This is a genomic window from Psychrobacter sp. CMS30 (assembly GCF_904846565.1).
Taxonomy (GTDB): Bacteria; Pseudomonadota; Gammaproteobacteria; order Pseudomonadales; family Moraxellaceae; genus Psychrobacter; species Psychrobacter maritimus.
Genome location: NZ_CAJHBF010000008.1, coordinates 105,055 through 120,040, shown reverse-complemented (window position 1 = coordinate 120,040; position 14,986 = coordinate 105,055). Strand labels below are relative to the sequence as shown.

11 protein-coding genes are annotated in these 14,986 nt (G+C 43.8%); 9 read left to right on the top strand and 2 right to left on the bottom strand.

Annotation, left to right across the window (positions count from 1 at the left end; all coding sequences use genetic code 11):
• The first annotated feature begins 237 nt into the window (after nt 1–237).
• The 6 genes from JMX94_RS06140 to prpF all read left to right on the top strand — a co-directional run bounded on the left by JMX94_RS06140 (nt 238) and on the right by prpF (nt 9,027).
• Nucleotides 238–1,530 carry an NRAMP family divalent metal transporter gene (locus JMX94_RS06140; RefSeq protein WP_193031177.1) on the top strand — a complete coding sequence of 431 codons (1,293 nt, stop codon included), beginning with the start codon at nt 238–240 and terminating at the stop codon, nt 1,528–1,530.
• A 406-nt stretch (nt 1,531–1,936) separates the two neighbouring features.
• On the top strand, nt 1,937–2,827 hold the full coding sequence (prpB, locus tag JMX94_RS06135) for a methylisocitrate lyase (protein ID WP_201564156.1): 891 nt from the start codon (nt 1,937–1,939) through the stop codon (nt 2,825–2,827).
• 148 nt (nt 2,828–2,975) lie between these two features.
• On the top strand, nt 2,976–4,103 hold the full coding sequence (prpC, locus tag JMX94_RS06130; RefSeq protein ID WP_193031173.1) for a 2-methylcitrate synthase: 1,128 nt from the start codon (nt 2,976–2,978) through the stop codon (nt 4,101–4,103).
• Nucleotides 4,104–4,386: 283 nt separating this feature from the next.
• Nucleotides 4,387–7,020 carry a Fe/S-dependent 2-methylisocitrate dehydratase AcnD gene (gene acnD, locus JMX94_RS06125; RefSeq protein ID WP_201564199.1) on the top strand — a complete coding sequence of 878 codons (2,634 nt, stop codon included), beginning with the start codon at nt 4,387–4,389 and terminating at the stop codon, nt 7,018–7,020.
• 184 nt (nt 7,021–7,204) lie between these two features.
• Nucleotides 7,205–7,696, top strand: a complete 492-nt coding sequence (locus JMX94_RS06120) for a hypothetical protein (protein ID WP_201564154.1) — start codon at nt 7,205–7,207, stop codon at nt 7,694–7,696.
• A gap of 62 nt (nt 7,697–7,758) precedes the next feature.
• On the top strand, nt 7,759–9,027 hold the full coding sequence (gene prpF / locus JMX94_RS06115) for a 2-methylaconitate cis-trans isomerase PrpF (protein WP_201564152.1): 1,269 nt from the start codon (nt 7,759–7,761) through the stop codon (nt 9,025–9,027).
• Here the strand turns inward: prpF and JMX94_RS06110 are convergent.
• Complete coding sequence (locus tag JMX94_RS06110) at nt 9,024–9,488, bottom strand: DMT family transporter (protein ID WP_201564197.1); 465 nt, start codon at nt 9,486–9,488, stop codon at nt 9,024–9,026. The genes prpF and JMX94_RS06110 overlap by 4 nt on opposite strands.
• A gap of 236 nt (nt 9,489–9,724) precedes the next feature.
• Between JMX94_RS06110 and JMX94_RS06105 the strand changes: the two genes are divergently transcribed.
• The 3 genes from JMX94_RS06105 to JMX94_RS06095 all read left to right on the top strand — a co-directional run bounded on the left by JMX94_RS06105 (nt 9,725) and on the right by JMX94_RS06095 (nt 13,927).
• Nucleotides 9,725–11,503, top strand: a complete 1,779-nt coding sequence (locus tag JMX94_RS06105) for an ABC transporter ATP-binding protein (protein WP_201564150.1) — start codon at nt 9,725–9,727, stop codon at nt 11,501–11,503.
• A 118-nt stretch (nt 11,504–11,621) separates the two neighbouring features.
• Nucleotides 11,622–12,212: a GNAT family N-acetyltransferase gene (locus JMX94_RS06100; RefSeq protein WP_201564148.1), complete on the top strand. Its 591-nt coding sequence runs from the start codon at nt 11,622–11,624 to the stop codon at nt 12,210–12,212.
• Between the two features lie 197 nt (nt 12,213–12,409).
• Nucleotides 12,410–13,927, top strand: coding sequence for a bifunctional 2-methylcitrate dehydratase/aconitate hydratase (locus JMX94_RS06095; protein ID WP_201564146.1), 1,518 nt, complete (start codon nt 12,410–12,412; stop codon nt 13,925–13,927).
• Between the two features lie 64 nt (nt 13,928–13,991).
• Here JMX94_RS06095 and JMX94_RS06090 read toward each other — a convergent pair whose 3' ends face one another.
• Entirely contained in the window at nt 13,992–14,762 is a 771-nt protein-coding gene (locus JMX94_RS06090) for an SDR family oxidoreductase (protein WP_201564144.1), read from the bottom strand.
• Nucleotides 14,763–14,986 lie beyond the last annotated feature (224 nt).

Genomic DNA, 14,986 nt, shown 5'->3' with positions numbered 1-14,986 from the left:
ACCTGCTCAAAACCCTTGATATTCATAACTTATTATGCTAACTATCGAGAATGGGCATGCAAACTATTAGTAATAATAATTAGAATAATCATTATCCTGTCTAGCAGCATTATGCTAAAGTCGAGACAAGACGAATCGTTTTATATTTAGCTATCTGATAAATCGTTTCTCTCATGATCATTGGCAAGCTGACACAGGTAAGTGATAATTTGCCGTTTTAACCATTTCGAGGTATTCATGACCACACAACCACTCAACAACCCGAGCGCCACGGATGATGGCGCTACCGTGACCGCGCAGCAAGAAGGATTTAGCTGGCGGATTTTTGGACCCGGTATCTTAATGGCGACCGCTGCTATCGGTGGCTCGCATCTGATTTCATCGACACAGGCTGGCGCACTTTATGGCTGGCAGCTGGCGATTATGATTATTCTAGCCAACGTGTTTAAGTACCCGTTTTTTCGCTTCGGTACCGATTATGTTTATGACACCGGCGAGAGTTTAATCGCAGGTTATGCCAAACGCTCAAAAGCCTATCTTTGGATTTATTTTCTCCTCTCTATCCTATCAGCGGTGATTAGTACCGGTGCGGTATCCTTGATTGCAGCGGTGATATTGGGCTTTATGCTACCCGCCTCTCTTGGTCTATCCACCATGAGCTTGGCTTTAATCATCGTGGCAGTCTCATGGTTCTTTTTGATTGCCGGTCATTATAAGCTGCTCGATGGCGTGACTAAGTGGATTATGATTGCCCTGACGTCAGCCACGGTAGCAGCGGTCGTGATTGCCGCGGGCAAGCCAACGGTTATGGCGGTGGATTTTGTTGCCGCCTCTCCTTGGAATCTTGCAACTTTAGGCTTCATTGTGGCACTGATGGGCTGGATGCCAGCGCCACTTGAGTTTGCTGCTATTACCTCGATGTGGACCTCAGCAAAAAGAAAAGCTGATAACACCACGCATCGTCAAGGCTTATTGGACTTTAACGTTGGCTATGCGGTTTCGGCTATTTTGGCGCTGTTTTTCTTAGCGTTAGGGGTGTTTGTCCAGTATGGTTCAGGTCAAGAGATTGAATTGGTTGGTGGCGCTTATATTAACCAGCTGATTAATATGTATACCGCAACCATTGGTGAATGGTCACGACTACTGGTCGCGTTCGTCGCCTTTATGTGTATGTTTGGTACTACCATTACTTGTGCTGATGGCTATGGCCGTGCCAATGCCGAATGCTGGCGTTTGATTAAAGGTCAAAGCGAGATTAATAAGAAGCAAATCGCTTTTTGGACCACTTATGCGATTGGTGGCGGACTGGTGATTATCACCTTCTTTACCGGACAATTAGGCTCAATGCTGAAATTTGCCATGATATCGGCGTTTGTCTCTGCGCCTATCTTTGGTTGGCTCAACTACTCACTGGTACGCAGTCATCAAAAAATATCAGCCGGTATGAATGCCTTATCCATTGCAGGACTGATATTCTTAGCAGGCTTTGCGCTATTGTTCCTAGCCAATCTTGCAGGATTCCTTGGTTAAATTTGGTTAACTTTGATTAAAAGTACTTAGAAAGCCTTTTATCATAAAAGCCCTTTTAGCTTAGCTATCAGGGCTTTTTATTTATAAGTCCTCTCATTTATTATTTATTGCCAAAGGCATAAGCAGATTAAAAAACCAAGCTATTTGTAACTAAATGTAAATAATAGTATGGCGAAGATTTTTTAACTTTAGCAATATGAATAGTAATCTCAGTAAATCTCTAAAAATTGGATATAGCTATTCATAATATGAATTAATTTAACTATACTACTAATTATATTAATTATTACTAATGAGTTGATATAAAACACCGCTTTGTAATCATGGATAATTGGGTATAATCAGGCACAACAATGACACCTTGCCTCATATTAATAAGATTATCCCTCCACGTAAGGACTACGACATGACTTTATCAGCAGGCGCTCGCTTTCGCAGTGCAATGAAACAAAAAAACGATAACAACCAACCGCTACAGATTGCTGGCGCGATTAACGCCTATACGGCGATGATGGCAACCCAAGTCGGTCATCAAGCTTTGTATCTCTCTGGTGCTGGCGTGGCCAATGCCTCATTTGGTCTGCCGGACTTGGGTATGACCAGCCTTGATAATGTTTTAGAAGATGCACGCCGTATTACCGATGCGGTTGATACACCATTATTGGTCGATATCGACACCGGCTTTGGCGGCGCATTTAACATCGCCCAAACCATTAAGAAAATGGAAAAAGCAGGCGTTGCCGCCGTACATATCGAAGACCAAGTCGCGCAAAAACGCTGTGGTCATCGCCCAAATAAAGAAATCGTGAGTATCTCTGAGATGGTTGATCGCCTAAAAGCGGCACTTGATGCAAAAACGGATAAAGACTTTGTGGTTATGGCTCGTACAGACGCCCTATCTGTTGAAGGTCTTGATGCAGCGGTTGAGCGCGCGGTTGCTTTCCAAGAAGCTGGTGCTGATATGATTTTTGCCGAAGCATTGACGGATATCGAGATGTACCGTAAGTTTACCGATGTACTCGATATTCCAGTCCTTGCCAATATGACTGAGTTTGGTCAAACCGACCTTTATACTACCGAACAGTTATATGCAGTTGGGGTTGATATGGTTCTTTATCCATTGTCAGCGTTTCGTGCGATGAGTAAAGCGGCATTAAACGTTTATCAGCATCTGCTTGATGATGGCACGCAAGAAAAAGTCGTCGATACCATGCAAACCCGTATGGAGCTTTATGACTTCTTAAACTATCATGAGTTTGAGCGAACGCTCGATAAATTATTTGCCGATAGTAAATAAGTAAAGATAATCAAGAAACATGCAAATAAGCCATCAGTGAACATCTTAGTAAAATCATTGGTATTCAGTTTTATTGATGGCTATTTGATAATACCGAAACCCTTATTAATGCTTTCTAAAAAAAGCTACCTATAAAAGGAATTTAAGCATGGCAGCACAGAAAGAACTTTCAGGCGCAGGTCTACGTGGTCAAGTCGCTGGCAAGACTTCATTATCAACGGTTGGTAAATCAGGCTCAGGTCTGACTTATCGTGGTTATGATGTATCAGAGCTGGCTGACAAATGCATCTTTGAAGAAGTGGCCTACTTGCTTCTATACGGCAACTTGCCAACCCAAAGCGAGCTTGATGCTTATCAAACTAAATTGAAAGGTTTACGTGGCTTACCTCAAGCATTAAAAGATGTGCTTGAGCGTATTCCTGCGGACGCCCATCCGATGGATGTATTACGTACCGGTTGCTCGATGCTTGGTAACCTTGAGATGGAAACTGACTTCTCACAAGAGAACGATAAAACCGACCGTATGCTGGCGGTATTCCCATCAATCATCAATTACTGGTATCGCTTTACCCATGACAATGTGCGTATCGAAACCGAAACCGACGATGATACGATTGGCGGTCATTTCTTACATCTGCTTAAAGGTGAAAAACCAAACGAGCTGCATACCAAGGTAATGAACGTCTCACTGATTCTTTATGCTGAGCATGAGTTTAACGCCTCTACCTTTACTGCGCGTGTGTGTGCCTCTACCCTATCTGATATCCATTCTTGTATCACCGGCGCGATTGGCTCATTACGCGGTCACTTGCATGGCGGCGCCAATGAAGCGGCGATGGATATGATTGAAGGCTTTACCTCTCCTGATCAAGCAGAGTCTGAGATGATGGCAATGCTGGCGCGTAAAGACAAAATCATGGGCTTTGGTCATGCTATCTATAGCGAATCAGACCCACGTAACGTCGTTATTAAAGGTTGGGCTGAAAAACTGGCCGCCGATGTTGGTGATGAAGTGCTTTATCCTGTTTCAGTTCGCTGTGAAGAAGTCATGTGGCGCGAGAAAAAACTCTTCTGTAACGCCGATTTCTTCCATGCCTCTGCCTATCACTTTATGGGTATTCCAACCAAACTGTTCACGCCAATCTTTGTTTGCTCGCGTCTAACAGGCTGGGCCGCACACGTGTTTGAGCAACGTGCGAATAACCGTATCATTCGCCCAAGTGCGGAATATACCGGTGAAGAATTGCGTCCAGTACCAGAGATGAGTGCGCGTTAACTTTTCGCGATATAGAAGGTTTGTAGGGTGTGCTGTCTTATTAATGCGTAGGGCACATCCTACAATTACTTATCATGCGCTTAGCTATATTTTTCTAATGAACCTCGTTTTTTTAGTAAAGCTGATTTTTAGCGCTTAATCATCAACGCTAGATAATGCTTTGCTAAAAGAACCGCTCTTTTTATCAAAATTATCAAAAACTCTTTTACGAGTAGCCCTCATTGCAACATTGCAACCAGCCAACAGCTAAAGGTGACTTATGGACAACGCCCTTGTACAACCGATGAATGAACCCTTTAAAAAGCCATTACCTGGCACAGATTTATATTACTTTGATACCCGTGAAGCCATCGAAAACATCGAAGCTGGCGCGTATGACAAGCTACCGTTCTGCTCAAAAGTATTGTGTGAAAACTTGGTACGCCGCTGCCCACCAGAAGACTTAACCGCAGCGCTCAAGCAACATATCGAAGGCAAGCAAGACTTAGATTTTCCGTGGTACCCTGCTCGCGTCGTTTGTCATGACATCCTAGGTCAGACTGCGTTTGTTGATTTGGCTGGTCTACGTGACGCCATCGCTGAGCAAGGCGGTGACCCATCAAAAGTGAATCCTATCGTTCCAACACAATTGATTGTTGACCATTCACTAGCCGTTGAGCATGCAGGCTTTGAAGAGAACGCTTTTGAGAAAAACCGTGCTATCGAAGAGCGCCGTAACGATGACCGTTTCCACTTTATCAACTGGTGTCAGTATGCCTTTGATAACGTCAACGTCGTACCGCCCGGTAACGGCATCATGCACCAAATCAACCTAGAAAAAATGTCGCCGGTTGTACAAGTAGTACAAAATAAAGCTGGTGAACAAGTCGCATTTGCCGATACTTTGGTTGGTACTGATAGCCATACCCCGATGGTTGATGCATTGGGTGTGATTTCAATCGGTGTTGGCGGGCTTGAAGCTGAGAGCGTCATGCTAGGCAACCCGTCTTATATGCGCCTGCCAGATTACGTTGGTGTTAAATTAACCGGCAAGTTGCAAAAAGGCATTACTGGTACCGATTTGGTACTGGCGATGACCGAGTTCTTGCGTGATGCAGGCGTAGTCTCTACTTATATCGAATTCTTCGGTGAAGGTGCACGCCAACTGAGCGTTGGTGACCGTGCTTCTATCTCAAACATGACCCCAGAATATGGCGCTACCGCAGCGATGTTCTATATCGATGAGCAAACCATCGATTATCTACGCCTAACGGGTCGTTCTGAGGCTCAAATTAAATTGGTTGAGCAATACGCTAAGCAACCCGGTCTATGGGCTGACGGCATGGAAAATGCAGCTTATGACCGTGTGCTTGAATTTGATTTATCGGCTGTTGTCCGTAACATGGCAGGCCCTTCACGTCCGCATGCGCGTGTTTCAACCACAGACTTGGTTGCGAAAGGCATTGCTCACGGTGAGGGTGATAAATTACCTGAACCAAAAGATGGCTTAATGCCAGATGGCGCGGTGATTATTGCCGCGATTACCAGTTGTACCAATACGTCTAACCCGCGCAATATGGTTGCTGCTGGTCTTGTCGCCCGTAATGCTAATAAGAAAGGCTTATTGCGTAAGCCTTGGGTGAAATCGTCATTAGCACCCGGCTCAAAAACTGTCAAAATGTACCTAGAAGAAGCCGGTCTGATGCCTGAGCTACAAGAAATCGGCTTTGACGTGGTTGGCTTTGCTTGTACTACCTGTAATGGTATGAGTGGCGCACTTGATCCTAAGATTGAGCAAGAAATCATCGAGCGTGACCTATTTACCACCGCGGTACTATCTGGCAACCGTAACTTTGATGGTCGTATCCACCCGTATGCCAAGCAAGCGTTTTTAGCGTCGCCACCACTCGTTATTGCCTATGCTATCGCCGGTAATATCCGCTTTGATATCGAAAAAGACTCGTTGGGTAAAGACCAAGACGGCAATGACGTTTATCTAAAAGACATCTGGTTTGATGATGACGAAGTTGATGCTATCGTTGCCAAAGCGGTGAAGCCTGAGCAATTTAATGCCGTTTATATCCCAATGTTTGATGAAGCCAAAAAAGACACCGGAAAAGCATTAAGCCCACTCTATGACTGGCGCGAGCAGACCACTTATATCCGTCGTCCGCCGTATTGGGAAGGCAAGATGGCCGCGATGAATAAGCTAAAAGGCATGCGTCCATTGGCGGTATTGGGTGATAACATCACCACTGACCATTTATCACCGTCTAATGCGATTTTGGGTGACTCAGCAGCTGGCGAGTACCTTGATACTATGGGTCTGCCAGCAGAAGATTATAACTCTTATGCGACCCATCGCGGCGACCATTTAACCGCCCAACGTGCAACCTTTGCCAACCCTAAATTGCTAAATGAGATGGTACGCGATGAAAAAGGTGACGTTATCCAAGGCTCATTAGCTAGAGTAGAGCCAGAAGGTCAGGTCATGCGCATGTGGGAAGCGATTGAAACCTATATGAACCGCGAGCAGCCGCTAATCATCATCGCAGGTGACGGCTATGGTCAAGGCTCAAGCCGTGACTGGGCTGCCAAAGGTGTACGTCTGGCTGGCGTAGAAGTGGTGGTCGCAGAAGATTTTGAACGTATCCATCGTCAAAACTTGGTCGGTATGGGCGCACTACCTTTGCAGTTTAAAGAAGGTGTCAATCGTAATACTCTAAATATCGATGGCACCGAAGTATTCGATATCGAAGGCGAAGTGTCTGCTGGCGGCGAGATGACGCTAGTGATTCATCGTAAAGACGGCACCGTTGATAAAGCACCTGTTATCTGCCGTTTAGATACCGCTGATGAAGTCAAAATGTACAACGCAGGCGGTATGTTACAGCGCTTTGCCAAAGAATTTATCGATGGCACGCTAGATATTGCGTAAGTGTCATGAGTGTTAAATAATTAAAGAGCCGATGTTGTATAAATTATACGGCATCGGTTTTTTAATAATTGCCATCCTATTATCAACTGACAACCACGACATCAAAAAGCTTGTAAATTATTCAACAATTATTAGGAAATTCGGCATAATAACGATTTATATTTTCCTATTAAGAGAGGTTGTTATGAGCTGGTTCAAATTATTTATTGCGTGTGTTGTCCTTTATCTTGGTCAAAGTTACTACCTTTTATCATCAAATAATGTAGAAAAGTTTTTAGCTGAGCATAACGCCTTAGCTATGCAAGATCCGGTAGCCGCTTGTGATAACTATAGCGATGATGTCGAAGTATCTATTAATCACGATACCGGTAACGGCGCTTGGGAAGTAGAAGGTGGTAAAAATGAGATATGTGGCTATATAAAACAATCTCAGGCAGCACTTACTGTCCTACAAGCCAATACCTCAGGTCACCTCGAAAATCTAACAGTGAAGACAGGTTTCCCATGGTCTAAGGCTCATGTGAGCTATGATGAAATCAACGATGTTCAAATGAATACGCTAGGCTCAATCAGCAGTAAAACGCATGATGTTATTGATATTAAGCGCACGCTCACTGGTCTGAGTATAGCCTCAGTCAATTCTACTGGTGGCGTAAACTCACTCGGTAAACCTTAATCATTACTTTTAACCATACTTTTGAAAATAATATTAGATAATTAATTAAAGGATTTCCCCTAATGACCCAATCAACTTCACAACATACACCTTTAAAAAATACACCAAAATTTGCCCCACAAGTCTCTGTCCCTGCCACCTATATGCGCGGCGGTACTTCAAAAGGTACTTTCTTTAAATTATCAGATTTACCTGAGCGCTGCCAAATTGCTGGCAAGGCGCGCGATAATTTCCTGCTACGTGTTATCGGTAGCCCTGATCCTTATGGTAAGCAAATTGACGGCTTGGGCAATGGTAGCTCTAGCACTTCTAAGACCGTCATCTTATCTGAGTCTGATAAGACAGACCACGATGTGAACTACTTGTTTGGACAGGTCAATATCGCCAAGCCTATGATTGATTGGGCGGGAAATTGTGGTAATTTAACCGCTGCGGTTGGCGCTTGTGCGATTAATATGGGCTTGATTGACGCGGCTAAAGTGAAAGCTAGTGTCAGTGATAATACGAGTAATGGCATTTGCGAAGTGCGTATTTGGCAAGAGAATATTAGTAAAACCATTATCGCTCATGTGCCTGTTTACTTAGACGCACAAGGCAAAGTACAAGTGCAAGAAACCGGCGATTTTGAACTAGATGGTGTGACCTTCCCTGCTGCCGAAGTCAAAATCGAATTTATCGACCCGGTTGATTCTTCTAGTGACATGTTCCCGACCAACAATCTAATCGATGATTTTGATGTCGCTGGTTGTGGTCTAAATACCGATAGCGTCAAAGCGACCTTTATCAGCGCAGGTATCCCAACTATTTTTATGAAAGCAGAAGATTTGGGTTTTACTGGTACGGAGCTGCAAGGTGATATCAATAGTAATAGCGAAACCTTAGCTAAGTTAGAGGCAATCCGTGCTAAAGGTGGCGTTGCAATGGGCTTATTTAAAGACGTCTCTGAAGCGCAAGCCAGTCAGCATATCCCAAAAATTGCTTGGGTTGCCCCTGCACAAAGCTATAGCGCCTCAAGTGGCAAAGCAGTTGAGGCGAATGAGATTGACTTAGTGGTACGCGCCATGAGTATGGGGCAATTGCATCATGCGATGATGGGTACAGCAGCGGTGGCGATTGCCGCAGCAGCGACCACCCAAGGTACATTGGTCAATGAAGCAGCTGGTGGTAGCGAATTAGGTGAAGTGCGCTTTGGGCATCCATCAGGAACGCTTTTAGTTGGTGGTAAAACCGAGCAAGTCGCTGGTCGCTGGCAAGCTAAAAAAGTATCCATGAGCCGCTCTGCTCGCCGAATTATGGTTGGTGAAGTTTTTGTGCCAGCGGATAGTTTTTAACCGCTAATTTTACTCTCACCGTATATCATTAACATCCCGCCTAAAGTGACTAAGGCTAAACCAGCAATTTTATAGATATCTATCGTTTTGACCTCTAAGCCAAACAACCCAGTCTGGCTTAGAATCAAGGCAAAATACATTTGTCCTAGAAAAACCCAGAGCAATGTATTACCTGCGCCTATCTTTGGCGCGGCAATAAACATAAACAAGATATAAAAGCTGCCCAAGAATCCTGGTAACCACATCCACCATGTCGCATTTTCAATTATTGGCGGTTTGATACCACCACTCATCATATAGGACAGCACTAAAGAAGCCAATGCACCTCCTAAGTATAAATAAAAGGTAGATTGGATTTGAGAGGCTTGCGTACTTTCTCGAAAAGCGTTGACAATAGCCAGCTGGAGCGGAACAATGGCACCTCCTAATAGGCTAATCAAGATATAAGGAAGTATTTTCAAACGGCGTTCACCAAAAGATAACAAAGAATATCTCCACATAATACCAAACTTAAATTTAATATTTAATATTTAATATTTAATATTTAATATTTAATATTTAATATTTAATATTTAATGTAAATATAATTTAGTGAAATATCCAAATCAATGAGCTAAGTTTTTATGACAACCCGTCCCCAGTCACGCCGTGTTCCTTTAGATAATAAGCCTCCCACTAAGAAAGCAGAACGGGGGCTTTGCTATGGTCTATCCTAAAAAGGCTGGGAGAGTTTGCAAGGCCCTATCGCGGGCTGTTCATTTTAACCTTGATATTAACGGTATTAGGGTCGTTTACCGCGCAGGTTAATGCCTTTGTCTTGCAATATACCATTGACACTTTGACCAATATTGTCGATTTGCCCGACCCACGGGTAGAAGGTATAAGACTACTCACGCTGATTAGTGTGATTTTATTGGTGAAAGGGATACTAAACGTCATCATCACCTTTGGTCAGCGCTACTTTGGTGAGCGTATTCGTATTAACTTATCGCGTGATTTGTCTCAAAAAGTGGTCGACCGTATTTTGTCTTATAAAATGGCGTTTTATACCAGTGATGAGAACGCCAGTGGTAAGCTGCAAACCCGTATTGATTTGGGTGTCAGCAGCCTCACGCAACTGGTGCAAAACTTCTTTATTGACATGCTGCCGCTGTTTGCCAGTGCCATCGTGTCATTAATCATTATGTTTAATGCCAATTTTTGGGTCGGTATGGTCGGTTTGGTTATCGTGCCAATTTACTTTTTTGTCAGTCAGCGCCAAGCCAACCGTTTGCAAGGATTCCGCAAACAAATGCGCCAATACCGTGAGACCAAAAGCGGTTTGGTAATCTCGATTATTGACTCTATCACCGTTATTAAGTCGTTTGTTCGTGAGCCGATTGAGTCCGATAAGCACTGGGAAATCCAAAAGGATATGACCGCCAATCAGCTACGTATCCGCAGTATCGCGTTTATGTATAACGCTGGCAAAACCTTTATCGAGCAAATCGGCGTGGTCGTCATTATTGTTTTGACCTCGTATTTTGTGCTCAATGGGCAGATGACCATTGGCGCGATTATGTTTCATATCTTACTGTTTCAAAACGTCGCCGCCCCCATTCGCGAATTGCACCGTATCTATGACCAAATCAATAACGCACTCACTTATGCGGAAGGCTTCTTTGATATCTTGGACGACGACCAAGCGATTGAAAACGAAGGTAAAGTCAAATGCACCGATTTAAAAGGTCATATTGAGCTAAAAGATGTCAATTTCTCCTATCCCAATGGTAAGCAGGCGCTGCATGATGTGAGTTTTAATATTTATCCCAATCGCATTACCGCTTTGGTTGGGTTAAGTGGCGCAGGTAAAAGCACCATTATTAATTTATTGGTTAAATTCTATGACCCCAGTAGCGGCACTATTTGTCTTGATGGTCGCAATCTAGAAGACTACAGCACCCATAACTTGCGTGAACAAATCGGCTTGGTGCTACAAAAAAACCATATTTTCTCAGGGACCATTGCTGACAACATTCGTTATGGCGCAATGGATGCCACCGATAAAGAGATTATCGACGCTGCCAAACAAGCCTCTATTCATGAGCAAATCCTTGGCATGCCTGAAGGTTATGAAAGTGAGGCCAAACTGCTTTCTGGTGGTCAGCAGCAGCGTATTGCGCTGGCACGTATGTTTTTAAAAGACCCACCTATTGTATTTTTGGATGAACCAACCGCCAGCCTTGATGCCATCGCCACCCAGCAGATTAAACACAGCTTAGATCTAATTAAAAAAGACCGTACCGTAATTATAGTCTCGCATAATATCTCGCAAATTATCGATGCCGATGATTTGGTGGTGATTGAAAATGGCCGAGTGATGGAGACTGGCACGCACGACGAGCTTTATGCCAATCACGGTAAATACTATGAGATATTCAATGCCATGTCTGATAGTTTGAATTTAGATAAAATCAGTCAAACCTTAAATAGTTAATGCAGGGCGAAATCGTTATAATGCTCAGTCTTTGATGCATTATTGCTATATTTAGAATGTTTAGAATTTATATTGTTACCCTATGAACGCCCTTTAAATCGTTAGAAGCTATTTGACTATGACTTGTGAATTTTCTATAAAAACCTTTGATGAGCTGACCACCGTTGATCTTTACCATATTTTAAAAGCCCGCTCACAAGTATTTGTGGTCGAGCAAAACTGCCCATATCAAGATATGGACGAGGTAGATTTTGATTGCTTACATCTGGTCGCCCATCAAAATGAAGCCTTGATTGGCTATTGCCGCATTATCCCGCCGCAATTTAATCACAAAAGATCCTCGGTTAACCCTTCAGGTCCCATACCTGCGATTGGCAGAGTTTTGGTGCTAGCAGAGCACCGCGGCAATGGCGTTGCCCGTCAAATGATGCTTGAAGCCATCAAATACTGCCGTAAAAAATATGGTAAAAAAACCATTATTATCTCCGCCCAGACCTACTTGCTAAACTTCTACGAGTCACTCGGCTTTATTGCTGAAGGTGAGCGCTATCTTGAAGACGGCCTTGAGCATGTCACCATGGCTTTGCCCGTCATTAAAAAAGTAAAAGTAAAAAAAGAAAGCTCAGGGATGGTAAGTAGCATCCTCAGCTTTTTACTCTTGATACTGGCGCTTTTATTCATTGTCGGCTTGGTTTATCTCATGATTTGATGGCCGCGCGTCTTTTTACCTTTACCTTGAATAGATTCATCAAAAATTATTAAACGATAAAACAGTCTTACACGACTTCACTGTTGTTCGATATCGAGTATGTTATTTTTGATGGATGGTTGATGAATAAATCGCTTAGTAAATAAGTTAGATTTATTGATCGCTCAAATATTTGACTCAAGGAAGGGGTAACGATTATGTCTAACACTCAAAATGCCACCGTAGAGAGCAATATTCGTCCAGAGTACGACGATGAGATTCAAAAAATTGCCGATTACGTGCTCAATTACTCTATCGATAACGACTCGCCTAATAGCGCTGATGCTTGGAATACCGCCCGCTACTGCCTGATGGATACGCTAGGCTGCGGACTACTGGCATTGCGCTTTCCTGAATGTACCAAGCACCTAGGACCCGATTGCGCCGACCAAATAACCCCTAACGGCGCGCGCGTCCCTGGTACTTCCCATAGACTTGACCCTATCAAAGCCGCTTTTGATATCGGCTGTATGGTGCGCTGGCTTGATTATAACGATACATGGCTTGCTGCCGAATGGGGTCATCCTTCGGACAATTTAGGCGGGATTTTGGCTGTGGCGGACTATATCAGTCAGCAGAACGTCAGCCAAGGTTGTGCTGCGCTCACCATGCGCGACGTGTTAGAAGCGATGATTATGGCGCATGAGATTCAAGGCATTCTTGCCTTAGATAATTCATTTAACCGTGTCGGGCTCGATCATGTCTTCCTAGTAAAGCTCGCCTCGACAGCAGTGGTCGCTAAACTCTATAAATTACCACGCGAGCGCATCATGGCAGCCATCTCGCAAGCGATTGTCGATGGTCAAGCATTACGTACCTATCGCCATGCGCCAAATGCTGGTAGCCGTAAGTCTTGGGCGGCAGGTGACGCCACCAGTCGTGCAGTACGCTTGGTCGATATCACCCGCCGCGGCGAGATGGGTATCCCGGGAGCACTTACTGCGCCGCAATGGGGCTTTTATGATGTCTTATTTAGCCATACCAATAAAGACTTGGCACTCAAACCCGAAAGTGAGCGTCGCTTTACCTTCCAACGCGAGTTCGGCAGTTATGTGATGGAAAATATCTTATTTAAGATAAGCTTCCCTGCTGAGTTCCACGCACAAACTGCCTGTGAAGCAGCTGTCATTCTGCATCCGCGTATCGACGATAGGATTGATGAGATCGAAAAAATCGTCCTAACTACCCATGATTCAGCCATTCGAATCATTTCTAAAGAAGGCTCGCTTGATAATCCTGCCGATCGTGATCATTGTCTGCAATATATGGTCGCCGTGCCTTTATTAACGGGCGACTTGATGGCAGAAAATTACGAAGACGACTATCATGAACAGCATCATATCTTAATTGATGAGTTGCGTCGTAAGATGGTTGTCGTAGAGGATACCGATTATTCAAAAGATTATCATGACCCAAGCAAACGCTCGATTGCCAATGCCATTCAAATATTCTTTAAAGATGGCAGTAGTACTGATAAAGTCGCTGTCGAATACCCGATTGGCCATAAACGCCGCCGCGCTGAAGGCATCCCTGTATTAGAAGCAAAGTTCCGAGCCAGTTTGGCAACGCGTTTTATTGACAGTCGCTGTGCGGATATTTTCGCTCTATGTGATGATCAAAGCCGCTTAGAGGAAACACCGGTCAATGAGTTTATGAATTTATTCGTCGCTAATTAGTTTTAAAGCACATAAATAATTCAGCGCCTTTTTTGCTTTTATTAATAGTGTTTTTACCAATCCTTTACCAAGCTATGGACTCACCTGCCCAATCGACAAAACTGCCAGATTGGGCAGCGCTCATACTATCGAGCACTTCCAGTAAACGCTCGGCGCTATAGGCTGGCGAGAACAGCTTTTCGTCAGCCACATTGCCCTGAAAAGGTGAAGATAACTGGGTATCAACCGTACCTGGCTGCATGACGACCACGCAGACATCCTTTAGCGACCGACTCCATTCGATGCTCAAATTCTTCATACCCATATTTAGCGCCGCTTTACTCATACGGTAGCTATACCAACCGCCCAACTGATTATCACTAATACTGCCTACACGGGCTGATATGGTCGCAAAAATAGCAGGCCTGTCGGCGTCACGTTCAGATTTTGCCAGTAATGGCCTGATATGCTTGGCAATCAGTAGACTGGCTAAGGCATTGATCTGCATACTCTGCAAAAAGAAGTCCGTCTCCAGTTGTCGTAGCGCTTTTTCTGGCTGATTGTGTGCTGTATGTAATAAGCCGACGCAGTTAATCACCCAGTCGATATGGGCAGTTTGCTGCTTAATATCAGCAATGGCTTGTTCGATACTACCCTCATCGCTCACATCCATCGATATCCAATACAAATTATCTGCCGCAAAGTCAGGCTGACTTTTGTGATAAGTGGCGTATACCCTTATATTTCCATCACTTTGTTCACTTTGTTCATTAGCAATCCGTTGTAATAGCTCTTTCACAATCGCCTGACCAATACCACCGGTGCCGCCAATAATTAAATAATTCTTATTATTCACAAGGTCTTCCTTATTGCTCTCTGTATTATTATCTATTACTCACCTGAATCCATTTTGGCGCATTTACTTTACATTTACTATGATAAAACGCTAAGAATAATAGAAGTTATCGCTGCGCTATATGAGCTACAATAATCACTAATGGGTAGAATACTCAACATTTTTAAGTAAGCATTGACATAATAAAATCATACTTATACTTTTTAACCAACGCTTTTATAGGG